The organism is Pseudomonas sp. LS.1a (assembly GCF_022533585.1).
Classification (GTDB): domain Bacteria; phylum Pseudomonadota; class Gammaproteobacteria; order Pseudomonadales; family Pseudomonadaceae; genus Aquipseudomonas.
In genome coordinates this window covers 3,329,404-3,353,344 of record NZ_CP092827.1, presented here as the reverse complement: position 1 = coordinate 3,353,344, position 23,941 = coordinate 3,329,404, and the positions used below count along the sequence as shown (strand labels likewise).

Sequence of the window (23,941 nt, the reverse complement as noted above, 5' to 3'; positions counted from 1 at the left end):
TCCTTGTGTGCTCAGCTGAAGGTATGGCGGCTCAATGGCAGGCTGCGCACGCGCTGGCCGGTGAGCTGCGCGACTGCGTTGGCCACCGCCGGTGCCACCGCGGGCAACGGTGGCTCGCCGATACCGCCCATCTTCGCCCCGCTTTCGACAATGCGCACATGTACCCTGGCCATGCGCGACGGCGGCAGGATCGGGTACAGGTCGTAGTTACGCGCGCGCGGCTTGCCATCCACGTACACCGCTTCTTCCAGCAGCGTCTGCGACAGGCCCAGGGCGACGGCGCCGTTGACCTGGTGCTCGATGATGGCCGGGTTGACGATGCTGCCTGGGTCGATGGCCTGCCAGATGTCGTGCACCTTGACCTGGCCGTTCTCGATCGACACTTCGGCAATGACCGCGGCCTCCGAGCCGAACGGCGAGGCCATGGCCACGCCACGCGCCCGTTTGCTGCCATCCTCGGCGGTGAAAGGCCCACGCTTCCAGCCGCCGGACAGTTCGGCGACGGCCTGCAACAGGTTGGTCAGGCGCGGGTTGTCGCGCAGCAGGTGCAGGCGCAGTTCGAACGGGTCCTTGCCGCCTTTGTCGGCCAACTCGTCGAGGAACGACTCATAGAAGAAGTCGTTCAGCGAGTTGCCCACCGAGCGCCAGTAGCCGAGCATGGCCGGGCCTTTGACGTAGATCTGCGCGATGCGCTTGTTGGCGATGGCGTAAGACTTGCCCGACAGCCCTTCGAGCGCGGTCGGGTCGAGCTTTTCGCCTTGCTTGCCGGCGATGGCTTCGGTCGGGCCTTCGGTGGCGCTCACTGCTTCGAGGGCCACCGGCAGGCCGTCGGCATCCAGCCCGGCGCGTAACTTCACCACGGCGACCGGGCGCAGTACATCGCGGAGGAATTCTTCCTCGCGGCTCCAGATGAGTTTCACCGGCCGGCCGACCGCCTTGGCCAAGGCAATGGCCTGCGGGTAGGGGTTGGCCGAGTCGTACAGGAAGTGGCGGCCAAAGAAACCGCCCAGCAGCGGCGAATGCAGGGTGATCTGCGCCGGGGCCAGGCCGGTGCGTTTGGCGATGTCGTCACGGAACATGTCCGGCGCCTGGTTGGGCAGCCACACCTCCAGGGTGCCGTCCGGGTTGAAGCGCGCCAGAGCCGACGGCGGTTCCAGCTGGGCGTGGTTGAGGTACTGGTTGTGGTAGGTGGCCTCGACTTGGGTCTTGGCTCTAGCCAGCATGCCGGCCACATCGCCCTGGTTTTCATCGTCGCGCGCCGGGCCCGTGACCGTGGCCAGGTGTTCGCGCCAACCATCGCTGGAGAAATCGGCCGGCATCGGCCGTACCGGGCTGTCGGCAGCGGGCTCTTTCCAGTCCACCTGGATGGCTTCGACCGCGCGCTTGGCGTGCCACCAGCGTTCGGCAACCACCGCCACGGCGCCCGGCAGTTGATGCACCGAATGCACGCCTTTCATGGCCTTGACCTGGTCTTCGTTGCGCAGGCTGCCGACGGTCATGCCCAGGCGTGGTGCGTGCTGTACGGCAGCGTGGAGCATGCCGTCGACCTTTATGTCGATGCTGTACACGGCCTTGCCAGTGGACTTGTCGTAGGCATCCAGGCGACGTACCGGCTTGCCGATCCAGCGAAACTGGCTGGGGTCGCGCAGCTTGACGCTGGCCGGGTCTGGCACTGGCAGGTCCATGGCACGTCCGGCCAGCTCACCGTAGGGGATGGAACGGCCAGTCGTGGTATGTACCACGTGACCCGGCGTGGTGGAGAGTTCTTCGACCGGCACGCCCAGTTGCTCGGCACCCGCCTGCAGCAGCATGGCCCGGGCCAGGGCGCCCAGACGGCGCATGGTCGGGTAGCTCATGCGCACCGACATGCTGCCGCCGGTGATGCGCATGCCGTTTTCCATCACCACATAGGCTTCCCCGGGCGGCGCGCTGTCGACCACGAAGTTGGCCGGGTCGACGTCCAGCTCTTCACCAACGATCTGCGCCATGGCGGTGAAGGGGCCTTGCCCGCCTTCCATGAATGGGCTGAGCAGGCGCACTTTGCCGTCTGGGCGGATCTCCAGAAACGCCGGTACCTGAGTACCGCGCTCCGGCGTTACCGCAGCCGCTGCCTGCACGCGGGCCGACCCCATGGGCAGGCCGAAACCCAGCACCAGGGCACCGACAGCCGTGCCAGCAAGAAAGCGCCGACGCGACAGGTTGACCGTTTCGCCCAGTTGCAGCTTGAGTAGTTCAACGGGGGTATCGACTGGGGTGTTCATCAGGCCTTCTCCCCTTGCGCCAGTTCATGCACGGCGGCATGGATGGCGTTGTAGGTGCCGCAGCGGCACAGGTTTACCATGGCTGCCTCGATCTGCGCGTCACTGGGCTTGGGCGTGTGCTTGAGCAGCGCCGTGGCCGCCATCACCTGGCCGGACTGGCAGTAACCGCACTGTGCCACCTGGTGCTCGACCCAGGCCGCGACCACCCGTTTGCCGACGGCATCGGTCTCGATCGCCTCGATGGTGGTTACCTCGCGCCCGACCACGCCGGCCACCGGGGTGACGCAGGCACGTACCACGTTGCCGTCCACCAGCACCGAACAGGCGCCGCACTGGGCCAGGCCGCAGCCATACTTGGTGCCGGTCAGCCCCAGGTCATCGCGGATCACCCACAGCAGGGGCGTGTCGGCGTCTGCCTCGACCTGGTAGGTCTTCTGGTTGATGCGTAGTTCCATGGTTCACCTGCCCGTCAACGGTTGCTGTCGCCTGGTTTTTTCTGAGCGGGGAGTACGGTGCTCCCCAGTGCAGAAACGCTAGCACAGCGAGGTGACCGCTGGTCTGCTGGCGGGGCAGGTTCAGAGGATCAGGCAAGCAATTCGGTGGAATACGCAAGTCTGTACCGGTCCTATCGCCAGCAAGCCGGCTCCCACCTCGACCGTATCGACCGCAAGTCATGTGCAGTTCCTGTGGGAGCTGGCTTGCCGGCGATAGGGCCGGTACAGGCAAACAGGACTTCCGGCAGAAAAACCCGGATAATGCCGGCCAATTTCGTTTTGCACGCTTAAATCACGGTAATCCCGCATGGAAATCAAGGTCAATTTTCTCGACAATCTCCGTCTCGAAGCCAAGTTCGACGACTTCACGGTGATCGCCGACCAACCGATCCGCTACAAGGGCGATGGCTCGGCCCCGGGGCCGTTCGACTATTTCCTGGCGTCTTCGGCCTTGTGCGCGGCTTACTTCGTCAAGCTGTACTGCCAGACCCGCGACATCCCCACCGAAAACATTCGCCTGTCGCAGAACAACATCGTCGACCCGGAAAACCGCTACAACCAGATCTTCAAGATCCAGGTCGAGCTGCCCGAAGATATTTCCGAGAAGGACCGCCAAGGCATCCTGCGCTCCATCGATCGCTGCACCGTGAAGAAGGTGGTGCAGACCGGCCCCGAGTTCGTGATCGAAGTGGTCGACAACCTCGACGCCGATGCCCAGGGCCTGCTGATGCCGGTGGCGGACACCAGCACCTACATCCCCGGCAAGGACCTGCCGCTGGAGCAGACCATCGCCAACATGTCGGGCATCCTCGCCGGTCTGGGGATGAAGATCGAAATCGCCTCGTGGCGCAACATCGTGCCCAACGTGTGGTCGCTGCACGTGCGCGACGCCCAGTCGCCAATGTGCTTCACCAACGGCAAGGGCGCGACCAAGGAGGCCGCGCTGGCCTCGGCGCTGGGCGAGTTCATCGAGCGGCTGAACTGCAACTTCTTCTATAACGACCAGTTCTGGGGCGAGGACCTGGCCAACGCGCCGTTCGTGCACTACCCGAACGAGCAGTGGTTCAAACCCGGCCCACGCGATGCGCTGCCGGCCGAGATTCTCGATGAGCACTGCCTGGCAATCTATAACCCGGACGGCGAGCTGCGCGGCTCGCACCTGTACGACACCAACTCGGGCAACACCGCGCGCGGCATCTGCTCGCTGCCGTTCGTGCGCCAGTCCGACCAGCAGGTGGTGTACTTCCCGTCCAACCTGATCGAGAACCTGTTCCTCAGCAACGGCATGAGCGCCGGCAACACCCTGGCCGAGGCCCAGGTGCAGTGCCTGTCGGAAATCTTCGAGCGCGCCGTGAAGCGTGAAATCCTCGAAGGTGAGCTGTGCCTGCCGGATGTGCCGCAGGAGGTACTGGCCAAGTACCCGGCCATCGTTGCCGGCATCCAGGGCCTGGAAGAGCAGGGCTTCCCGGTGCTGGTCAAGGATGCGTCGTTGGGGGGTGAGTTCCCGGTCATGTGCGTGACCTTGATGAACCCGCGCACCGGTGGCGTGTTCGCCTCGTTCGGTGCCCACCCGAGCCTGGAAGTGGCGCTGGAGCGCAGCCTCACCGAACTGCTGCAGGGCCGCAGCTTCGAAGGCTTGAACGACCTGCCGCAACCGACCTTCGAAAGCCACGCGCTGACCGAGCCGAACAACTTCGTCGAGCACTTCATCGACTCCAGCGGCGTGGTGTCGTGGCGCTTCTTCAGTGCCAAGGCCGACTTCGAGTTCGTCGAGTGGGACTTCTCCGGCCACGGCGAGGATTCCAACGTGCAGGAGGCCGCGACCCTGTTCGGCATCCTCGAAGACCTGGGCAAGGAAGTGTACATGGCGGTGTACGACAACCTTGGCGCCACCGCCTGCCGCATCCTGGTGCCGGGCTATTCGGAGATCTACCCGGTCGAAGACCTGATCTGGGACAACACCAACCGCGCCTTGTCGTTCCGTGCCGACATCCTCAACCTGCACAGCCTGGACAACCGCTCGCTCAAGCTGCTGCTCAAGCGTCTGGACAATTGTGATGTGGATGACTACACCACCATCACCACGCTGATCGGCGTGGAGTTCGACGAGAACACGGTGTGGGGCCAGTTGACCATTCTTGAGCTGAAGCTGCTCATCTGCCTGGCGGTGCAGCGCTTCGAGGATGCCAAGGAGCTGGTCGAGGCGTTCCTGCAGTTCAACGACAACACCGTCGAGCGCGGGTTGTTCTACCAGGCGTTGAACGTGGTGCTGGAAGTGCTGCTGGACGACGAACTGGAAATGGACGACTACGAGGCCAACTTCCGGCGCATGTTCGGCAACCCGCGCATGGACGCGGTGCTGCGCTCGGTGGACGGCAGCGTACGCTTCCATGGTCTGACCCCGACCAGCATGAAGCTCGAAGGCCTCGATCGCCACCTGCGCCTGATCGAAAGCTACAAGAAGCTGCACGCGGCCCGGGCCAGGTTCGCCTGATATCTGACAGGTATTCTTTCCTTCGCAGAACGCAAGGCCTTGTGGGAGCGGCCTTGTGTCGCGAAAGGGCTGCGTAGCAGCCCCAGGGTTACTGCGGTGATGCGAATATTGCTGGGGCCGCTGTGCGGCCCTTTCGCGACACAAGGCCGCTCCCACAGGGGGAGTATGAGCCAATAGAGCTCATATGCCTTTCATCTCTGGTGTTTACACCAAATCGATCTTGCTTCACCGCTTATTATTTCTTGCCGCTTCGCCCGCCAGGCGCGTAGCGTTTTGCTCCCATCCCTTGAATCCATGGCGCGTTGACCGCCAGAAGGACCTCGGCCGCGCACAACAAGAAGGCGCAGACCATGAGCACCCCTTTGGATACCAATGCCCTCAAAGCCCGCCAGCAAGCCGCGTGGGCCAGTGGCGACTACGCGGTAATCGGCACCACCCTGCAACTGGTTGGCGAGCGCCTGGCAGAAGCCTGTGACCTGCGCTGGGACGAGCAGGTGCTGGATGTCGCCGCCGGCAACGGCAATGCCACCCTGGCCGCCGCCCGGCGCGGCTGCCGCGTTACCTCCACCGACTATGTGCCCGAACTGCTCAAGCGCGGTGAAGAACGTGCGCGGGCCGAGCATTTCAACGTGGTGTTCCAGACCGCCGATGCCGAAGCGCTGCCGTTTGCCGATGGCACCTTCGATGCTGTGCTTTCCACCTTCGGCGTGATGTTCGCCCCCGACCAGGCTCGGGCCGCGCACGAATTGAGCCGGGTGTGCCGGCGCGGTGGCCGGATCGGCCTGGCCAACTGGACCCCGCAAGGGTTCGTCGGGCAGATGTTCAAGACCCTCGGGCGGCACGTGCCGCCGCCAGCCGGGGCCTTGCCACCTTCGCGCTGGGGCGACGAGGAACAACTACGTGTGCTGTTCGAGGGGGCGCTTGGCGAACTGCAGGTCAGTCGCCAGTACTTCAACTTCCGCTATCGTTCGGCGGCGCATTTCATCGAGGTGTTCCGCACCTGGTACGGGCCGGTGCACAAGGCGTTTGCCTTGCTGGAGCCGGAGGCGGCCGGGGCGTTGGAGCGGGATCTGACCCAGTTGCTGAATGAAAGCAACGTGGGGGGCTCTGCGTCATTGGTGGTGCCGAGTGAATACCTTGAGGTGGTGATCATTCGGGGTTAGCAGGCGCTCCTTCGAAGGCCTCTGCCGGTGGTGGCGCTGCACGGACATTGAAGAGTTTGCAGATGAAGTACCAGCAGATGGCGACGGTCAGGTTGTAAGGGAGCAGCACGGCCCAGAACGGCAGTTGCCAGTTCTTCTTGCCCTGCATTTCGCCGGGTTCGCCGGTTCGCCAGGGGACGTAGTGGCGCCAGGCTTCTGCCGGGGTCAGGCAGATCGCGTGCAGTGGCTTGTGCCACCAGTTGGGTTCGCCAGGTGGGGGAAGATTGTCCGGGCCGTGGTCCATGAAGTGGCGGAGGTATTCCCAGACTTCTGCGACGTGCTTGACGCCGGGTTCGGTGGGTTCGTTGCTGTCGACCCACAGGCAGTCTTTCTGGTGGAGGCTACCGTCCTCTCGGCGAGGGGCGAAGGCGAGGGCATAGCTCGTGCTGAAGGAAGAACCACCGAATTCTCTACGTTTGAACAAGCCGCCTCTGATGTTGTACCAGTCAAAGGTAAACACCTTTCCTATTCGGTTGTAATAGATCTTTTTTGTTAGCCTGTTCAGGTAGATGTCTGAGAGATTTCTTATGAAAAATATTCTGTAGGCTAAAAAGGGTGTGAAAATAAACGGCAAAATAATCTGCAGGGCAAGAAATGCGTAGGCGCCATCAAGTTCATAATTTGTCGAGTCATCTAGAAGGGGTGGATAGGCAAAAAAAGCTGTGGCTATACACATTGCGGTGTACATCTTACCCATGAATACAGAGTCAGTAACCCATGGGTTCCGCAAGCGCAGAAGGGAACTCGTTGTTCCAACCAGTTGTCCTGAGATTTTTGGATCTATGTCGGTTTTTGTTTTGGGGTTGAATAGCCATATGGTTGCCATAGGATTATCTCTCAATAAAAAAGTCGGCGCTGGAGTTGGTGGAGGTAGTCAAGCAGTGATTCAGGTGGTAACTGATTGACAAGTTTGCGCTTCTGGCTTTCTTTCTGTGAGTTTTATAGTGCAGTACGACGCCTGCGGGAGTGATATAGCAGTTTGGTGTGGTCGTGAGTGTTGTTAAATTTCCGTCGGTGTCTTCGACCCTTAATGTGCCAGACCATTCGCTTTGCCCGATCATAAAATTGGGTAGTAGTATGGTGAATTCTATCGTGGGCACGTCCTCGGATACTTGGCTATGTATAATTGTTGCCCGGTCCGGCGTTGGCCATTGGCTGTTAGTGCTAAGTCTTGTTGTGAGCGCTTCCAGGCTGAGTCGCGTTGATTGCTCTAGTGAAAGTGCTATTGGGGCAAAAGTCTCAGCATGCCATGATTCCATTTCTTCATTAATGCTGACGAAGCGAGGAAGCTTTTTCTGAAAGTCTAGGGTCAAACCAGGGCGGATTTCTCCATCGTTTTCTCTATTTCCAAAAATACACCTGCTTGCCCATAGCTCTATCGGGGTATGCAAGCGCTCATGCGCTTTAGAATAGAGATATAGCCCTGCGACTAGTAACGCGCCCCCCGTCAACACGATTCCCGCTGCAGCCCAACCGGCAAAAGGTATAAGGAATGTCGGGCCAGCGATGGCTAAGCTTCCCTCCAACATAAGGACAGAACCTATGGCAGTTGTTGTGCCACCAGCTATATTATAAAAACCGGAAATCGAATCGCCGTTTTGGGATTGATGCCACCCTTTGGTGAAATCAGACAGAAGACCCAGAATTATCGCCGGATAGCCTGATGTTCTTGTGAATAGATGACTACCTAATAGGTTTACAATTCCGTTGCTAAAGCCCATGCCCGGTGCCGTAGCACTTAATCTCAACATTACAGCTTTTTGTGCTGCGCGTACGCTGACTAATGTGGCTGCGGCTGCACCCATCACGCCGAAGAGCGAGGCAGCGAATCCTGCGATGTATTCCGGTGCACCGCTCTGCTGCAGGCTGTTGTAGGCGGTCTTGAGCGAAATCACGTTGAACCACAGCATTCCCGCATTCAATCCACCGCCGCCGCCCGATGTGAGTAACCCGAGAAAGTTAGGTTTTACTCGCGCGGTGGTGGTCAGTTCGATTGACACAGTCCGGCTTCCCGAGATGCGTAGCTCCTTCATCTCTTCAACCTGCGCCATACCGCTCTTCAGGTACTTCTCCACCTCCTGGCTAAACGGATTTTCCGCGATGGCTTGCCCGGTAATACGGTAGCGCGCTGCCAGCAGCCCCAGCGCTTTCTCGGCATTGGCCTCGCGCGCCGCCAACAACACTTGCTGACGCAGGCCATGACTGGCATCCCAGCGGGTCTGCCCACGCAGGCGCTTGAGCACCACGGTGGTGACCGACTGGGCGGTAAGGTCGGTGATGTCGGCCATGGCCGGAAAGCGACCGGCCAACCCTTCGATCACGTTATCGCTGGCGCCGAACAGGCTGCCGATCGAATCCGCCTTGTCCTTGAACGGGTTGAATGGCGCCAGGGCGGTGTACAGCGGGCTGTCGTGCTGGTCCAGCCACTGTTCGAGACGTTTGAGCCGCGGGTCCAGTTCTTCAGTGCCGGGCGCCGGCTGGCCCATCGACTGAATCAGCAACGCCAAGGATATTTCCAGGCCGCGGGCGGAAGTGATTTCGTCGCGGTCGTAGCAGGCCAGGGCCGCAGCCAGGCTGTAGGGGTTATCGACATGCTCGGGTTCGGCGGTCCCGAGCCAGGCGTCATGGTCGTGGCTGGCCTGCAAGGCCTGGTTGCGCAACGCGATGATCCGGCGTTCCAGTTCATCGCGCTCGGTGAGGAAGTGCCGGTACTTGGCGAGGTCGAGGCGCTGTGCCAGGCGGGCGCCGTTGGGTGAGTAGTCTTCGTGGGTGAGGGCCTGAAAACGTGACTCGGACGGCGACAGGGCGGGGCCGCGGCGCTCGGTGCCAAGCCGGAACTCGGCCAGTTCCGGTGAAGGGGCATCCGCCGGGTACAGGCTTTCCAGCGTCTTGTTCAGCAGCATGGCCACCAGGTTGCGGTGGTGGAAATCGTGGCTTTGCACGCTCAGCTGTTCGGCATCCAGTTTGTAGCACGCCGGTACGCGTTCCTGCTCGGGCCCTTGTGCCGGCTTCATGTGCTCCAGCTGTTCGGCGGGCATCAGGTCGCGCAGTTGATGCTGGTAGGCCGACACCGTCAGGCTCAGGTCCAGGGCCATGCCTTCGGCATCGGTGAGCGCCACCACTACCGGTACTTTCGGCTGGGTGTAGGGGTAGTGCCGGCCGATGGCAACGAGGTTGCCGATGGGCAAGGTTTCGGTGATCGGGTCGCTGCTCCAGGTCAGGGGCATGCGCCGCTCGGTGGGCTTGAAGTCTTCGACCCAGGTTTGCAGGGCACTGACCGGCAAGACATGGCGTTGGGTTGAGGGTGCCTGGTTGCCGGCTATCAGTTCGGCCATGTCCAGCTGGCGCATGTGCCGTTGGCGCAAGGCGGCTGAACTGGTGATGCGGGCGGTCATGGCGTTGGTCCACAGGTGCGGGCTGTAGCCGATCCACACTTCCCTGGCGGTATCGGGGCAGGTATCGGCCCACACCCAGCCCAGGGTGCGGCTGGACAGGTAGCGATCACGCCGGTGGTAGTCGTCCAGCCCGCGGTAGCGCAGTTCCTTGTAAAGGCCCGCGCCGACGTACTCGTGAATGACCAGTTTCTGGCCCAGGGCGCCTTGCATGAACACGTAGACATAGCCCGGGCGCAGCGCGCGCAGGGTGTAGGCAGAGTGTTGCAGTGGCCCGAAGCCTTGTTCGAGGTTGAAGCCTGCATCGGCATAGCGGCAGGCGGGCATATCGCCGGTGCGTGGCACGATGGCATAGCGCACCGGCAGGATGGGGATGCGTGCGCTACAGGCTGGGCCGGAGGTGGCGCTGCTGACGGAGGCGTCGTTCATGTACGCTTCCTTTTGACTGAATGTGCCGGGGCTTCTTCAAACGTTTCTGCGGGCGGTGGGGCTGCTCGAACATTGAACAGCCGGCAGATGCCGTACCAGCAGATGGCAAGCGTGATGTTGTAGGGGAACAGCACGGCCCAGAACGGCAGTTGCCAGTTCTTCTTGCCTTGCATTTCGCCGGGTTCGCCGGTTCGCCAGGGGACGTAGTGGCGCCAGGCTTCTGCCGGGGTCAGGCAGATCGCGTGCAGTGGCTTGTGCCACCAGTTAGGTTCGCCAGGTGGGGGAAGTTTGTCCGGGCCGTGCTCCATGAAGTGGCGGAGGTATTCCCAGACTTCGGCGACGTGCTTGACGCCGGGTTCGGTGGGTTCGTTGCTGTCGACCCATAGGCAGTCTTTCTGGTGGAGGCTACCGTCCTCTCGGCGAGGGGCGAAGGCGAGGGCATAGCTGGTGCTGAAGGATGAGCCGCCGTATTCGGTGCGTTTGAAAATTCCACCTCCCGTATTGCTCCATTCAAAAATTAATACCTTACTCAAGCGCTGGTAGTAGATTCTTTGGGTTGAACGGTTGAGGCAGAAACTTGATAAGCCTTTTATAAAGTAAATTCGATAGATCAGAAAAGGGGTGAATATGAAAGGTGCTGTTAAAAACAATAACAGCAATATAGTGTCTTCGGTATATAGGTCTGGGATGCTTGGGAGGAGGTAGGGGTAAAAACCAATCAGTAGTATGATCGTCATTGCACAGTATAATTTCCCCATAAATACGGAATCTGTTACCCATGGATTTCGCAGGCATAAGGTGTTTTTTGATACTTTTACCAGCTGCCCGCCAATGGCAGGTTCATGCCCGGACCCTGACGTTGAATTGAATATCCAGATGGTTGCCATGATCAGCGCTCAAGGCGGAAAGTTGACAGGATCTCATTGTCCTCATCCAACCCTTGATTGACGTTGTAGGCTAGATGCAGTGAGACATGATTTTGGGTGCCTAACGTGTTCTCGAAATGAAGAACTAAGCCAGCACCTGCAATGTGGCCGGTCGGGACGATTGGAAAAACGTCCATTCCTTGGTCGTTACGGAGGGCGCTCAAGCTTCCTGACCATTCACTTACTCCAAGTACGAAGCCAGGCAGCAGCACTGTGAACTCAACGGTTGGTTGAGGTGTGGCTACTTCGTTGCGAGTGATTGCTGTCCAGCTTGGCGGAGACCAGTGATTGTTATGATGCCATCTGGTGTCGACTTTAGTTATACCGAGTGATTGGGCCTGCTCGGCGGATAATAGTTTCGGTCCGTAATGCTCACTATGCCAAGCTTTGATTTCTGCTTGTAGCGAGGTGAAAGCAGGAAGTTTATTTTCATAGTTCAAGGTGATCTCAGGGCGCGCCTCCCCATCGTTGTTGCGATTACCGAAGACGCTACGTGCTGCCCAAAACTCAATTGGGCTGTGAAGTCGCTCATGTGCCTTGGCATGGAGGTAGAGACCTCCTGCAATGATTGCTGTTCCTACGAGAACAAGGGCAGCTGCGGCCCATCCGGCGAAGGGCACAACCGATGTAGCACCCGCAACAGCAAGTCCGGCTTCAAGGACGACAGCAGAGCCAATAGCCATGGTTAATCCGCCAGCAATTGTGTATTTACTGGCAGTAGAGTCACCGTTATTGAACTGGCGAAACCCCTTGGATCCATCAGAGAACAGACTAAATACTATTGCAGGATATCCTGCTAATCGCGCAAACAAGTTACTGCTTAAGAATTTTATAATCCCATTTCCAAAGGCCATCCCAGGGGCGGTTGAACTTAGCCTGAGCATCACTGCTTTCTGCGTTGCCCGCACGCTGACTAATGTCGCCGATGCAGCACCAATCACCCCGAAAATCGATGAAGCGAACCCCATGGTGTATTCCGGTGCATCGCTCTGCTGCAGGCTGTGGTAGGCGGTCTTGAGCGAAATCACGTTGAACCACAGCATTCCCGCATTCAATCCACCGCCACCGCCCGTCGTGAGTAACCCGAGAAAGTTGGGTTTAGCTCGCGCGGTGGTGGTCAGTTCGATTGACACCGTCCGGCTTCCCGAGATGCGTAGCTCTTTCATCTCTTCAACTTGCGCCATGCCGTTCTTCAGGTACTTCTCCACCTCCTGACTGAAAGGATTGTCCCGAATAGCCTGCTCTGTGATCTGGTAACGCGCTGCCAGCAGTCCCAGCGCTTTCTCGGCATTGGCCTCGCTCGCCGCCAACAACACTTGCCGACGCAGGCCATGACTGGCATCCCAGCGGGTCTGCCCACGCAGGCGCTTGAGCACCACGGTGGTGACCGACTGGGCGGTAAGGTCGGTGATGTCGGCCATGGCCGGAAAGCGACCCGCCAACCCTTCGATCACGTTATCGCTGGCGCCGAACAGGCTGCCGATCGAATCCGCCTTGTCCTTGAACGGGTTGAATGGCGCCAGGGCGGTGTACAGCGGGCTGTCGTGCTGGTCCAGCCACTGTTCGAGACGTTTGAGCCGCGGGTCCAGTTCTTCAGTGCCGGGCGCCGGCTGGCCCATCGACTGAATCAGCAACGCCAAGGATATTTCCAGGCCGCGGGCGGAAGTGATTTCGTCGCGGTCGTAGCAGGCCAGGGCCGCAGCCAGGCTGTAGGGGTTATCGACATGCTCGGGTTCGGCGGTCCCGAGCCAGGCGTCATGGTCGTGGCTGGCCTGCAAGGCCTGGTTGCGCAACGCGATGATCCGGCGTTCCAGTTCATCGCGCTCGGTGAGGAAGTGCCGGTACTTGGCGAGGTCGAGGCGCTGTGCCAGGCGGGCGCCGTTGGGTGAGTAGTCTTCGTGGGTGAGGGCCTGAAAACGTGACTCGGACGGCGACAGGGCGGGGCCGCGGCGCTCGGTGCCAAGCCGGAACTCGGCCAGTTCCGGTGAAGGGGCATCCGCCGGGTACAGGCTTTCCAGCGTCTTGTTCAGCAGCATGGCCACCAGGTTGCGGTGGTGGAAATCGTGGCTTTGCACGCTCAGCTGTTCGGCATCCAGTTTGTAGCACGCCGGTACGCGTTCCTGCTCGGGCCCTTGTGCCGGCTTCATGTGCTCCAGCTGTTCGGCGGGCATCAGGTCGCGCAGTTGATGCTGGTAGGCCGACACCGTCAGGCTCAGGTCCAGGGCCATGCCTTCGGCATCGGTGAGCGCCACCACTACCGGTACTTTCGGCTGGGTGTAGGGGTAGTGCCGGCCGATGGCAACGAGGTTGCCGATGGGCAAGGTTTCGGTGATCGGGTCGCTGCTCCAGGTCAGGGGCATGCGCCGCTCGGTGGGCTTGAAGTCTTCGACCCAGGTTTGCAGGGCACTGACCGGCAAGACATGGCGTTGGGTTGAGGGTGCCTGGTTGCCGGCTATCAGTTCGGCCATGTCCAGCTGGCGCATGTGCCGTTGGCGCAAGGCGGCTGAACTGGTGATGCGGGCGGTCATGGCGTTGGTCCACAGGTGCGGGCTGTAGCCGATCCACACTTCCCTGGCGGTATCGGGGCAGGTATCGGCCCACACCCAGCCCAGGGTGCGGCTGGACAGGTAGCGATCACGCCGGTGGTAGTCGTCCAGCCCGCGGTAGCGCAGTTCCTTGTAAAGGCCCGCGCCGACGTACTCGTGAATGACCAGTTTCTGGCCCAGGGCGCCTTGCATGAACACGTAGACATAGCCCGGGCGCAGCGCGCGCAGGGTGTAGGCAGAGTGTTGCAGTGGCCCGAAGCCTTGTTCGAGGTTGAAGCCTGCATCGGCATAGCGGCAGGCGGGCATATCGCCGGTGCGTGGCACGATGGCATAGCGCACCGGCAGGATGGGAATGCGTGCGCTACAGGCAGGGCCGGAGGTGGCGCTGCTGACGGAGGCGTCAGTCATGGGAGCTCCTTGCTCAGTGTCAAACTTTCTTGCTCACGAAATAAAAAATGGCCTGCTTTATTGCTGGTCAGCCTGTTGTTATCTATTTCGTGGGGATGTATTGAAGCGTTATTGACGTATATACCGCGGGTGTACCGTACCCTGGTTTTCTTGATGGGCTGTATGTTGTAGGAAAGTTCTTGTTTTGGGTTGCCACGGATAGGGCGTATCAAGTTTCAATGGCAAGACAATGCCTCGACTGCCGTTTTGAGTCGAGGTCGAAAGTGTAAGAGTATATTTGGGTGACTCGGATGTTGCTCAAGTGCTCCTCATGAAGGAGAAGCAGTGCGGATATATTTGTAAGAAAGGTCTTACTTTATAATTTGTCTATAAATATTTAGTTCTTGCACTTGGCCATCACCACCTGGCAAGTCTTCGGTGTGCCCCCTGACCGGCTTGCATAACGCACGCAGTTGTTCAGCGATTTCTGCCGGGCAATGCTCAGGGTATTGCCCCACGCGAGGCCGCCTTCGCCGGTGGTGGGGACCGCCTTGGCGAAGCAGTTGGAGCCTGTTGCGGGAGTCGCGTAGCGGGCCTTGCTGGTCTTGCTGGAGCAGCCGGCGGTGAGTGCCAGGCTGAAGGCGAGCAGGGTGGTCAGCGCCCAAGGTGTGTATGGGCGATTCGGTTTGTTGCTCATATGCTCTCCTTACTGAGGGGCGGGACGCTGTGATCGCAAGCAAGGTGCTGTCCACACTGTGGGAGCGGGTTTGTCGAGGCGGCGCACCGCCGCGAACACCGGCAAAGTCGGTGCCATTCACTGCGCAGGATATTGCATTCAAGCGAAGCGGTGAACGCTTGCATTGCACCAGATGCAGCGCAAGGCCTTGCACCACAGCAAGGCCTTGCGCCTTGGGGCAGGGGATCAGAACCGGTAGCTGAAGCTGGCTTCCAGCGTGCGCGGTGCACCCGGGGTGATCAGGTCCACCGAACCGTGCGCGGAGGCATAGTAGTCGCGGTCGAACACGTTCTTCAGGCGCAGCGCGGCGTCCCATTGCGGCACGCTGTACAGCAGCGCGGTGTCGAAGGTGGTGTAGCCCGGCATCACCACCACATTGTCGAGTGCGGTGTAGCGCTCGTCGACGTAGTTGGCGCCGGCAGCCACGCGCCATTCCGGGGTCAAGGTACGCACCAGCCAGACGTTGGCGCTGTTACGCGGTGTCAGGGTAGGGGTCTGGCCTTCGTTAGCCACGCCGTTGGTCTTGCTGTTGGACTTGGTGATCTCGGCATCCAGATAGGCATAGCCAGCGTAGATCTGCCACTTGTCGGTGAGCTGCCCGCTGACGGTGGCTTCGAAACCGTCGGTGCGTTGTTCGCCGGCCAGCACGGTCAGGTTGGGGTTGGCCGGGTCGGCCGTCTTCATGTTGGTGCGCTCGAGGCGGAATACCGCTGCGGTCACCGACAGGCGGCTGTCGAGCAGGTCCCACTTGGCGCCGAGTTCGTAGTTGGTGGTTTCTTCCGGCTCCAGGTGCTGGTTGGTCGGGCTGACCGCGAACACCTCGCCCGAAGGCTGGTAGCTGCGGCTGACCGAGACATAGTAGGACTGGATGTTATCCGGCTGGTAGACCAGGCCGGCACGTGGGCTCCAGGTCTTGTCGGTACGGTCGAGGTCGACGTTCTGCGCGCGGTCGTCGTCGTACTCCTGGCCAAAGATGTCATAACGCACACCGACCAAGGCCTTCCAGTGCTCATTCAGTTCGATCATGTCCTGCACATACAGGCCGGTGGTCTGCTGGAAGTTGGTGCCCTTGGACGACAGGTTGGCGCCGTGCTCCGGCACCGGCACCAGGGCGTCGCGGAACACCGGCACCTGGGCAACGTTGTTCTGGCTCAGCACCCGCTGGTGCTTGTCCTGGAAGCCTACTTCCACGCCATACAGCAAGTTGTGCTGCATACCGGCAAGCTGCGCCTGTTGCTTGAGTTCGGTCTGGTTGAACACACCGTACTCGTCTCGGGCCACGTTGCCACGGTTGAGCTTGACCAGCAGTTCGCCGTTGGGCGCGGTGACGAAGCGCGTCGGGCTGCTGTCGGCCAGGGTGTTGTTGCGGTCCAGGTCGTAGCGGTAATACCGGCTGGTGTTGGTCAGGGTGAAGTCGTCATTGATGCGGTAGTCCAGGCTTGCGGTCAGCGAGAACACTTCGCTGCGGGCGTAGTCCTGATCGGCATCGCCGGAGCCGAAGCGCTTGTCGCGATCCACATCCACCGGGCGGTTGCCCAGCGCCGGGATGCCGAAGTCGATCAGGCGCTTGTCGTACAGGTAGGTGGCGCCCAGGTTCAGTTCCAGGTCGTCGGAGAGGCGGAAGTAGGCCGACGGCGCGATGGCCTTGCGGTCGATGTAGCCATCGTCGCGGAAGGTGTCGCTGTCTTCGAAGGCACCGGTCACGCGGTAGGCCTGGTTGCTTTGCGGGTCTGCCCAGCCGGTGTCGAACTGGGTGCGGCGCTTGCCTTCGCTGTCGAAGCTCATGCCGACCTCGCGCTTGGGCGTGAAGCTCGGTTTCTTGCTGATGCTGTTGATCAGGCCGCCCGAAGAGCCACGGCCATAGAGCACGGCGGCAGGGCCCTTGATCACCTCGACCCGCTCGATGTTGGACAGGTCACGGAAGTACAGGGCGTCGTCGCGCACGCCGTCGATGTACATGTCGCCAATGGCGCTGAAGCCGCGAATGGTCACCTGGTCGCGCTGGCCGTCGCCGTTGGACAGACCGATGCCGGGCACATTCTTCAGCACGTCCTCCATGGACTGCGCACCCTGGTCCTTGATTACGCTTTCGGGCACGACGTTGACGGTTTGCGGGATGTCGCGCAGCGGGGCGTCGATCTTCATGGCGCTGCGACTTTCGCTGGCCTTGTAGCTTTGCTGCTCGTAGGCGCTGGTGACGGCAGTGGCGGGCAAGGCGAGGGAACCCTGCGATTCAGGTTGGACAGCCGCGTGAACAGCAGGCACAACCAGCAGACCCAGCATGGAAATGGATGCTGGGGCAACGGACTTTTTTGCCATTACAAATGACTCTTTGTTGTATTTGAGGTAACGAATAGTAATGATTTGTAAATGTAAAGCAAGTGTAAAGAATTCGCATTTGCTTTTGCAAGGTGGCGGCCCGGCAATGTGGCAGCCAAGGGCTATGCTTGTTGGCGCGTGAACATTTCACGCACCGATCCGGTCTTGATTACATGGAAGCAGGCCTATGAATCCAATTCGCTCTCTCGCTCGTGCTGTTGCCCTTGCCACCCTGGCGTCTACCGCCAGCTTCATGGTGCAGGCTGCCGGTATTCCCATTGGCAGCGAGGCGCTGGAAAGCCACGTCACCACGCAGGTCACGGCCATCGACCTGGCCAGCCGCCAGGTCACGGTGAAAGGCCCCGACGACAAGAAGGATGTGACCTTCCAGCTCACGGAAAAGGCCAAGGCGCTGCCCAACCTCAAGGTGGGTGACCAGGTCGACATCTACGTGACCCGTGCGGTGGCCTATGTGCTGAATCCCGAAGTAGGCGGGGCGCCGAAGGCGACTGAAGAGTCCGGCACCATCCGCGCCACTGCGGACAACCCCAACCCGGGCGGCGAAGCGTTCCGCCAGGTCAAGGTGACCTCGCAGATCAAGAAGATCGACCTCAAGGCGCATGAGGTGAGCCTGCTGCCACCGGAGGGCAAGCTGCAGGTGGTCAAGGTCGAGAACCCTGACCTGCAGGCACGCATGAAGAACCTCAAGGTCGGCCAGACGGTCGACGCGATCTACACCGAAGTGCTGCGCGTCGAAACCTCGCGCTGACCATTCATTGGGGCAGGCTACGGGTTGCCCGCGTATGGATCCGCCGTGATGCCTTGCATGACGGCGGATGTCGTTCGAACAGCTGGATCACCCAGTCGGGCCGAGTCTTGCTGGCATCGTTGAGCCAATTGGCAACCGAGTCCTGGGCATACTTGTCGGTTTCGGCCAGGCGGGGCACCAGCAGTGGCTCGGCCGCTTCCGGCATCAGCTTGAGCGCGGCGATGTGCTCGCACCAGACGCCACGCGGGCGCAGTACCTCGATGCAGAAGCGTCGTACCAGTGGGTTGCTGTCGCCGGCATGCCGTGCGAGCAGGGCAAGGGCGCTGTCCAGTTCCCGAGCCAGGTGAGGGCGCAGGGCCATCCAGGCCCATTCGCGCACGCCAAAATGTTCATCGCGGGCAAAACGCAGCTGGGCCAGCAAAGCGGACTCGAGATCGAGCGTGCGCGACAGGTACGCCTGGGCGAAGGCCGCCCAGCTGCGCACCGTATCGGCGCTGTGTGCGCTGCATCGCTCGAACACCTGCTGGCGCTGGGGCGCAGGGGCTGGTTCCAGCCATTGCCCGAGGGTAAGCCCGATGGCCGCGATTTTCTTCGACAGGCCCAGCGAGCGTGTTGCTTCGGCACAGGTAGCCAACGGTCCGATCAGTGTGTCGGGCAGTTGGCCTGCCAATGCCCCGACCAGGGTCGTTTGATCCACTGCCAGGCACTCGGCCAGGTTGCGGGTGGGCAACTGTCCATGGTCGATCAGGGTTGTGCGTTCATCTGTCATCGAATGTGCTCCATCACATACGGTTCTGGTCTGGTTTCAGCCGGCCCCCCGTCGGCTTGGGCTTCTGGGGGCGTGACTGGGCAGCATCCTAGCCGACTCGGCAGGAGCCGCATGCATGGTATCCATGTAGCGAATAGTGTGGGTGCACACTTTCGATTTCCATAGATAGAGAGAATTTGTCGATCATGGTCTGAACATTTGTCGAGAACGAGAATTGCCATGCCCAGCAAAACCCTGTGCCTGCTAGCGCTTCCCTTTGCCCTGGCGTTGCTTGCCGGTGCCGTGCTGCCATTCCAGGCTGCGGGTAATGCCGCCGTCGGCCGGGCGCTGGGGCATTGGTTGTGGGGCGCGTTCACGTCGTTGACGGTAAGTTCGCTGGTGGTGATCGCTGCACTGCTGATCCTCAGGGTGCCGGCGCCGGACATGGGCAAGGCCTTGCAGGGGCCTTGGTGGTTGTGGGTAGGGGGTGTGCTGGGGGCGCTGTACGTAGCCGGTGCCGCTGCGCTTACCCCTAAGCTGGGTGCGGCGGGGTTCCTGGTGCTGGTGGTGGCGGGGCAGATCATCACGGCGGTGGTCGCCGACCACTTCGGGGTGATGGGACTAGGGGGCAAACCGCTCAACCTGGCCAGGCTGGCGGGCGTGGTGCTGATCCTGTGTGGCGTGCTGCTGGTGCAAGGCAGCTGGGCGGCGGGCACGCCGGCCAGTGCCGCGGCCGTGGTGAGACAGCCGGAGGGTTGATCAACGTGTCGGCTGGCTGCAGGCCCATACGGTTTCACGCAGCCAGCGATGCCCGGGGTCGCTGTCCTTGCGGCTGTGCCAGGCCTGCTGGTAGTCGAACGAAGGGATCGCCAGCGGCGGCTCGAACTGGCGCAATGCAGGGTGCTGGTGTAGGGAACCTACGGCGCGGCTGGCCACGGTCAGGATCAGGTCAGTGCCAGCCAGCACCTCGACCGCCGCGCTCCAGTGCGGCAAGGCCAGGGCAATCCGCCGGCGCAGGCCTTGGGCGGCCAGGGCGCGCTCGATTTCGTCAAAGGCATCCGGGCGCATGGCCATCAGCACATGCGGGCGGGCCACCCAGTCGGCCAGGGCCAGGCCACCGCTGGCCGGCAGGACCTGGCGATCGGCAACGCTGATGAAGTTGTCGGCGAACAGTGCTTGGGCGGTGATGGCCTGGGGCAGTTCGGGGAAGATGCCCAGGGCCAGGTCCAGTTCACCGTCGAGCAGCTGGGCCAGCATGGTTTCGCGGCTGGCCTGGCTGATGGCCAGGTCCACCCCGGGCGCGACCTGGCGCAGGTGGCGCAGCAGGGGTGGCAGGATGATCCGTGAGGAGTAGTCGGACAGCGAGAGCCTGAAGCGACGTTGGGACTTCGCCGGTTCGAACTGTGGGGCGGCCAGCAGGCCGTTGAGGTTGCCCAGGGCGTCCTGCAGCGGCTTGGCCAGCGATTGGGCGCGGGCGGTCAAGGCCATGCGGCCGTTCTGGCGCACCAGCAAAGGGTCGTCGAAGTGCTTGCGCAGCTGCGCAAGGGCGTGGCTTACCGCGGGTTGGCTGCGGTGCAGGCGCAGGGCGGCGCGGGTCACGTGCTTTTCGCTCAGCAGCGCGTGCAGGGCGAGCAGCAGGTTGAGGTCGATCTTGCGTAGTTCATCCATGGTACGAATGGTCTTGGTCATCTCTGACGGTTTCGATCAGCTTAACAAATAACCGAGGCTGACGCGTTTCGGCGCGCGCAGAGGGTCCTGCTGACCTTGACTGTATTGCCGTCGGCGATGGGGTACATGGCGTGCAGGTGGGCGACCGGGTCGCCTATGCAATGGGCCCGGTTGGCGGTTACGCCAGCGGCCGCCTGTACCCGGCTGAGCGCCTGGTCAAGCTACCGCCGCAGCTGGATGAGCAGGCCGCCGCCGCCGTGCTGGCGGCGGTCGCCGAGGGTATCATCCAGCCTCGGGTCTGGCGTCGCTACCCGCTGGCCGAAGCGGCCAGGGTCCACGGGGACCTGGAGCAAGGGTTGTCGGAGGGCGCGCTGGTCCTTACTGCCTGACTCCTGACCCTACTGCCTTGTGCCGAGCCTTGCCATGGATGCCTTCGACAGCCGCCGCACCACCCCACGGTGCTGTCCAAGCGCCTGAGAGCACTGGAGGCGCGCCTGGGCATTCGCCTGGTGGAGCGCAGTACGCGGCAGCTGCGCTTTACCGATGAAGGCGAGCGGCTGGTGGCCAGGTGCGCGAGGCCAACCGGCTGATCGCCGAGGCGGAACAGGAAGCGGCCGAAGGGGCGGCGACGGTACGTGGGCGCCTGCGCCTGGCGGAGTGTCAAGGTTGCCGGCAGCTTGCGCAGTAATGACAACGAAGCCCTGCTGGAGGCGACGCGCCGTGGCGTGGGTATTCTGGCCGGAGGAGACTGGCTGATGGGTGAAGACCTCGCCGCCGGGCGCTTGGTGCGGTTGCTGCCGCAATGGCAGCTGAATGTGGCGGCAGGCATCTACCTGGTACGGCCGACCGCGCGCCTCAACACCGCCGCCCTGGGGCCTTCAAGGCGTGGCTGGAAGCACGCTTCGAGGCCGGTGCGCCCTGGCGGCTTTGACACAAGGCCGCTCTCTGGGAACAGCACATAATTCATTGATTTGGCACGCCCTCTGTGGGAGCGGGCATCCCAAAGGGCTGGGCGACCTCCTGCAGCGCGTTATCGCCTTGCTACCGCATGCTGCACGCACTGCTCGTAATAGGTCTGCTTGATCGCTGCAGGTTTGAGCCGCGAGCGGCTGTTATAGGTCTGCTCGGTAATACCGAAGGCGGTCATGCGCATCCACGGTTTGGGAAATTTGCGCACCTGCAGCTTCTTGCGCGTGGCATACAAGGTTACCCCGGAAAGCTTGGCCTGCTGGGCCTCTGCGGCTATCTGCGCGCCCCAGCCGCAGGTGTGGCGATCGTTCTGGCTCAACGCCCGTGCCTGGGCGCCGAAAGCGAGCGTGGCCAGCAGGCAGCCGGCCATCGTTGCTAGAAGTACTCGCATGTTGCTGTCCTAAGCATCTGAAGGAAAACGAAGTTTGCCTTCGCTTGAAGACGCTGGGGGCCAGCAATTTGCCGTCAGGTTGTGGCCATGGGCAACGGGCTGGAGACGGGTGTGCGCAGGCTGGTCCAGGCCAGGCTGGCGACCCAGATCACCGATACACCGTAGTTCAGGCGCTGGTACAGGCCGAACAACTGGCCGTTTTGTGCGGCGTGCCCCATGAGCGCGACGGTGATGATCGCCAGTACCACGCAGGCCAGGGAAAACAGCGCCAGTGCCCAGGACCCGGCAATGCGATTGCCCAGCCAGGCCCACAGGGCACTGGCCAGGGTAAGCGAGAAGAACATCAGCAGGCCGGACAGGTTGTGCAGTTGTTGTGACCGGGAAGGCTGTGCCGGTGCGCAACCTTGGTCGCAGGGAAACCAGCCGGTGCCCAGGCTGCCCAGGCCATGCAGCAGCACCAACGCCGCACTCAGCAACGCCAGCTTCGAGCCACGCCAACGTCGTGCCAGGCCCCAGGCAAACAGCGCAAACAGTATGGCGAGGGGGAAGTTATTGACCAGCGGCGACCAATTCTGGGTCGGCGAACCGACGGCGCCGAGCTGGCTCATGGCCTGTTGCAGGTGGTTGTAGCCGGGGTAGGCTTGGGCGGTGAACCATACGCCTGCCAGCAGCCAAAGGGGGATCAGCAGGCCGCTGGAGAGCAACAGGCGTTCGAGGGGTTTCATGCTGTGGTTTCCTTCCATGGATGAGCGTGAAACCGCACAGTACAGGCTTGCGCCTGCGTGGGGCCAGTATTTCCAGTGTTTTTTCAGTGCTGGGGAGTCGTCTGCGGACACTTACAAATACCGCATTGCGTATCGCCCCGGCGACGCCGGTACAGCCAAAAGAAAGCCCCGCCATGCGCGGGGCTTTGCTGTTTCAGGCAATCAGTCAGATCGCGCCGTCACGCAGTGCCTCGGGCAACAGCGCCTGCGGGTGGTTCTGGTAGCACACCGGGCCCAGGAAGCGGTCGATGGCCAGGGTGCCGACCGACGTGCCGCGTGCATCCGAGGTGGCCGGGTAAGGTCCAGCGTGCACCATCGCATCACACACCTCGACACCGCTCGGGCAGACTTGCTGCGATCAGTCATCGTATCTCTTGGTGGGGTAGGAAAAAACGATCGCGGAGACAGGCACAAGCCCGCCGCCCGTTTCCACGGGAAGTGTTCTGGGACCAGCAGAGGGTGACCGGGGAAAACGGGGGCGGCCTTGCGCCGCCCCGCGATCAAAGCAGAGGAAACTGAAGATCAGGCAGCATGCTGGCGCTTGATCTGCGCCTTGCGTACCTGGGCCCGGCAAGCGTCGCCGAAAGCCTGGAAGATCTTGACCGAATCCGGGTTCTTCGCCGCTTGCCACTCCGGGTGCCACTGCACGGCGAACAGGAACGGCGAAATGCTCGGGGCATGGATCGCCTCGACCAGGCCGTCTTCGGCATGGGCGATGGCCTCGATGCCGGCGCCGAGCTTGTGCAGGCCCTGGCCATGCAGCGAGTTGACGCGAATCTCGTCGGTACCCAGGGTGTCACGCAACCAGCTGTCCGGCTTGATCTTCACGCCGTGCACCTGGGCGTATTGCACCTCGACCGGGTCTTCCGGGTTTTCCCGGTGGTCGTTGAAGCCAGGCTCGGCGTACACCTTCTGGTAGATGTCGCCACCCAGGGCCACGTTGATTTCCTGCATGCCACGGCAGATGCCGAAGATTGGCAGGCCACGCTTGATCGCCGCCTTGACCAGCGGGATGTCGAACAGGTCGCGGTTCTTGTCCTGGCCTTTGCCGGGGGTCTCGTTCTCCTGGCCGTACAGGGCCGGGTCGATGTTGCTGCCGGCGCCGGTCAGGTACACGCCGTCGGCCATGTCCAGATAGGTCTCGAGGTCCTCGATGCCGCAGCAGGTGGGCACCAGCACCGGGACGCAATCGGAAAACTCGACCAGCGGGGTGATGTATTTGTGGGTCATGACCTGGTAGTCATGGCCTTTGCGCTCTTGGCTGCCCATGGTCATCAGGACGACGGGTTTGCGCAGGGAGGGTTGCTTGTTGCCAATGTTGCTGTTGGACATATGTCACCTTGGGACAGGTTCGGCCTGTCGTTGTTGTGCAGGTGCACGGCGCGGGGCCCTGGGTGCAACCTGTAGCCCCGAGCACTGCCGGCTCGTCGGAGGCGACGATTCCGG

At 61.6% G+C, this 23,941-nt stretch carries 18 protein-coding genes and 2 pseudogenes; 6 read left to right on the top strand and 14 right to left on the bottom strand.

What is annotated here, in order from left to right; translation table 11 throughout:
• Positions 1-11: 11 nt before the first annotated feature.
• Positions 12-2,261: a xanthine dehydrogenase family protein molybdopterin-binding subunit gene (locus MKK04_RS15360; RefSeq protein WP_241105636.1), complete on the bottom strand. Its 2,250-nt coding sequence runs from the start codon at positions 2,259-2,261 to the stop codon at positions 12-14.
• Positions 2,261-2,716 (bottom strand): (2Fe-2S)-binding protein, encoded by a 456-nt coding sequence (locus tag MKK04_RS15355; RefSeq protein WP_063913636.1) that lies wholly within the window; start codon positions 2,714-2,716, stop codon positions 2,261-2,263. The genes MKK04_RS15360 and MKK04_RS15355 overlap by 1 nt, the downstream gene beginning before the upstream one ends.
• A 346-nt stretch (positions 2,717-3,062) precedes the next feature.
• On the opposite strand from MKK04_RS15355, the gene MKK04_RS15350 reads away from it, so the two are divergent.
• A complete protein-coding gene (locus MKK04_RS15350) occupies positions 3,063-5,249 on the top strand; it encodes an OsmC domain/YcaO domain-containing protein (protein WP_241105635.1) in 2,187 nt (728 codons plus the stop codon).
• A 350-nt stretch (positions 5,250-5,599) separates the two neighbouring features.
• Positions 5,600-6,412 carry a class I SAM-dependent methyltransferase gene (locus tag MKK04_RS15345; protein ID WP_207837781.1) on the top strand — a complete coding sequence of 271 codons (813 nt, stop codon included), beginning with the start codon at positions 5,600-5,602 and terminating at the stop codon, positions 6,410-6,412.
• On the opposite strand, the gene MKK04_RS15340 is transcribed toward MKK04_RS15345, so the two are convergent.
• From MKK04_RS15340 to MKK04_RS15315, 6 genes are all read right to left on the bottom strand, one after another.
• On the bottom strand, positions 6,399-7,277 hold the full coding sequence (locus MKK04_RS15340) for a DUF6708 domain-containing protein (protein ID WP_241105634.1): 879 nt from the start codon (positions 7,275-7,277) through the stop codon (positions 6,399-6,401). The genes MKK04_RS15345 and MKK04_RS15340 overlap by 14 nt on opposite strands.
• A gap of 4 nt (positions 7,278-7,281) precedes the next feature.
• Positions 7,282-10,272, bottom strand: coding sequence for a T6SS effector BTH_I2691 family protein (locus tag MKK04_RS15335; RefSeq protein WP_241105633.1), 2,991 nt, complete (start codon positions 10,270-10,272; stop codon positions 7,282-7,284).
• Positions 10,269-11,159 carry a hypothetical protein gene (locus MKK04_RS15330; RefSeq protein ID WP_241105632.1) on the bottom strand — a complete coding sequence of 297 codons (891 nt, stop codon included), beginning with the start codon at positions 11,157-11,159 and terminating at the stop codon, positions 10,269-10,271. Before MKK04_RS15330 ends, MKK04_RS15335 begins: the two co-directional genes overlap by 4 nt.
• A gap of 2 nt (positions 11,160-11,161) precedes the next feature.
• Entirely contained in the window at positions 11,162-14,152 is a 2,991-nt protein-coding gene (locus tag MKK04_RS15325) for a T6SS effector BTH_I2691 family protein (RefSeq protein ID WP_241105631.1), read from the bottom strand.
• A 376-nt stretch (positions 14,153-14,528) separates the two neighbouring features.
• Positions 14,529-14,828, bottom strand: a complete 300-nt coding sequence (locus MKK04_RS15320) for a hypothetical protein (RefSeq protein ID WP_063914982.1) — start codon at positions 14,826-14,828, stop codon at positions 14,529-14,531.
• A gap of 225 nt (positions 14,829-15,053) precedes the next feature.
• A complete protein-coding gene (locus MKK04_RS15315; RefSeq protein WP_207837775.1) occupies positions 15,054-17,186 on the bottom strand; it encodes a TonB-dependent receptor in 2,133 nt (710 codons plus the stop codon).
• Positions 17,187-17,373: 187 nt separating this feature from the next.
• Between MKK04_RS15315 and MKK04_RS15310 the strand changes: the two genes are divergently transcribed.
• Positions 17,374-17,955 carry a hypothetical protein gene (locus MKK04_RS15310; protein WP_207837773.1) on the top strand — a complete coding sequence of 194 codons (582 nt, stop codon included), beginning with the start codon at positions 17,374-17,376 and terminating at the stop codon, positions 17,953-17,955.
• A 4-nt stretch (positions 17,956-17,959) separates the two neighbouring features.
• On the opposite strand, the gene MKK04_RS15305 is transcribed toward MKK04_RS15310, so the two are convergent.
• The gene (locus tag MKK04_RS15305) at positions 17,960-18,724 is read right to left on the bottom strand and encodes a hypothetical protein (protein ID WP_241105630.1); all 765 of its coding nucleotides are present in this window, start codon (positions 18,722-18,724) and stop codon (positions 17,960-17,962) included.
• A gap of 219 nt (positions 18,725-18,943) precedes the next feature.
• Here MKK04_RS15305 and MKK04_RS15300 point away from each other — a divergent pair, with 219 nt between their 5' ends.
• A complete protein-coding gene (locus MKK04_RS15300; protein WP_233688272.1) occupies positions 18,944-19,462 on the top strand; it encodes a DMT family transporter in 519 nt (172 codons plus the stop codon).
• On the opposite strand, the gene MKK04_RS15295 is transcribed toward MKK04_RS15300, so the two are convergent.
• A complete protein-coding gene (locus MKK04_RS15295) occupies positions 19,463-20,371 on the bottom strand; it encodes a LysR family transcriptional regulator (RefSeq protein ID WP_207837832.1) in 909 nt (302 codons plus the stop codon).
• Positions 20,372-20,475: 104 nt separating this feature from the next.
• Between MKK04_RS15295 and MKK04_RS15290 the strand changes: the two genes are divergently transcribed.
• Both MKK04_RS15290 and MKK04_RS15285 read left to right on the top strand, forming a co-directional pair.
• Positions 20,476-20,760 (top strand): zinc-binding dehydrogenase, encoded by a 285-nt coding sequence (locus MKK04_RS15290; RefSeq protein ID WP_442964572.1) that lies wholly within the window; start codon positions 20,476-20,478, stop codon positions 20,758-20,760.
• Positions 20,761-20,763: 3 nt separating this feature from the next.
• Positions 20,764-21,302, top strand: a pseudogene (locus MKK04_RS15285) (LysR family transcriptional regulator).
• Between the two features lie 99 nt (positions 21,303-21,401).
• Here the strand turns inward: MKK04_RS15285 and MKK04_RS15280 are convergent.
• The 4 genes and pseudogenes from MKK04_RS15280 to MKK04_RS15265 form a co-directional block, all read right to left on the bottom strand.
• The gene (locus MKK04_RS15280) at positions 21,402-21,731 is read right to left on the bottom strand and encodes a hypothetical protein (RefSeq protein ID WP_063914989.1); all 330 of its coding nucleotides are present in this window, start codon (positions 21,729-21,731) and stop codon (positions 21,402-21,404) included.
• Positions 21,732-21,805: 74 nt separating this feature from the next.
• Positions 21,806-22,456, bottom strand: coding sequence for a DUF998 domain-containing protein (locus MKK04_RS15275; RefSeq protein WP_233694434.1), 651 nt, complete (start codon positions 22,454-22,456; stop codon positions 21,806-21,808).
• A gap of 205 nt (positions 22,457-22,661) precedes the next feature.
• Positions 22,662-22,838, bottom strand: a pseudogene (locus tag MKK04_RS15270) (aldehyde dehydrogenase (NADP(+))); the annotation flags it as partial.
• 179 nt (positions 22,839-23,017) lie between these two features.
• Positions 23,018-23,827 carry a gamma-glutamyl-gamma-aminobutyrate hydrolase family protein gene (locus tag MKK04_RS15265; protein ID WP_207837762.1) on the bottom strand — a complete coding sequence of 270 codons (810 nt, stop codon included), beginning with the start codon at positions 23,825-23,827 and terminating at the stop codon, positions 23,018-23,020.
• Between the last annotated feature and the right edge of the window lie 114 nt (positions 23,828-23,941).

Coding starts and splice junctions, on each gene's coding strand:
- MKK04_RS15280 (WP_063914989.1), bottom strand. CDS start 21,731: ATGCGAGTACTTCTAGCAACGATGGCCGGCTGCCTGCTGGCCACGCTC.
- MKK04_RS15320 (WP_063914982.1), bottom strand. CDS start 14,828: ATGAGCAACAAACCGAATCGCCCATACACACCTTGGGCGCTGACCACC.
- MKK04_RS15315 (WP_207837775.1), bottom strand. CDS start 17,186: ATGGCAAAAAAGTCCGTTGCCCCAGCATCCATTTCCATGCTGGGTCTG.
- MKK04_RS15295 (WP_207837832.1), bottom strand. CDS start 20,371: ATGGATGAACTACGCAAGATCGACCTCAACCTGCTGCTCGCCCTGCAC.
- MKK04_RS15360 (WP_241105636.1), bottom strand. CDS start 2,261: ATGAACACCCCAGTCGATACCCCCGTTGAACTACTCAAGCTGCAACTG.
- MKK04_RS15330 (WP_241105632.1), bottom strand. CDS start 11,159: ATGGCAACCATCTGGATATTCAATTCAACGTCAGGGTCCGGGCATGAA.
- MKK04_RS15275 (WP_233694434.1), bottom strand. CDS start 22,456: ATGAAACCCCTCGAACGCCTGTTGCTCTCCAGCGGCCTGCTGATCCCC.
- MKK04_RS15325 (WP_241105631.1), bottom strand. CDS start 14,152: ATGACTGACGCCTCCGTCAGCAGCGCCACCTCCGGCCCTGCCTGTAGC.
- MKK04_RS15345 (WP_207837781.1), top strand. CDS start 5,600: ATGAGCACCCCTTTGGATACCAATGCCCTCAAAGCCCGCCAGCAAGCC.
- MKK04_RS15265 (WP_207837762.1), bottom strand. CDS start 23,827: ATGTCCAACAGCAACATTGGCAACAAGCAACCCTCCCTGCGCAAACCC.
- MKK04_RS15355 (WP_063913636.1), bottom strand. CDS start 2,716: ATGGAACTACGCATCAACCAGAAGACCTACCAGGTCGAGGCAGACGCC.
- MKK04_RS15340 (WP_241105634.1), bottom strand. CDS start 7,277: ATGGCAACCATATGGCTATTCAACCCCAAAACAAAAACCGACATAGAT.
- MKK04_RS15300 (WP_233688272.1), top strand. CDS start 18,944: ATGCCCAGCAAAACCCTGTGCCTGCTAGCGCTTCCCTTTGCCCTGGCG.
- MKK04_RS15350 (WP_241105635.1), top strand. CDS start 3,063: ATGGAAATCAAGGTCAATTTTCTCGACAATCTCCGTCTCGAAGCCAAG.
- MKK04_RS15335 (WP_241105633.1), bottom strand. CDS start 10,272: ATGAACGACGCCTCCGTCAGCAGCGCCACCTCCGGCCCAGCCTGTAGC.
- MKK04_RS15310 (WP_207837773.1), top strand. CDS start 17,374: ATGAATCCAATTCGCTCTCTCGCTCGTGCTGTTGCCCTTGCCACCCTG.
- MKK04_RS15305 (WP_241105630.1), bottom strand. CDS start 18,724: ATGACAGATGAACGCACAACCCTGATCGACCATGGACAGTTGCCCACC.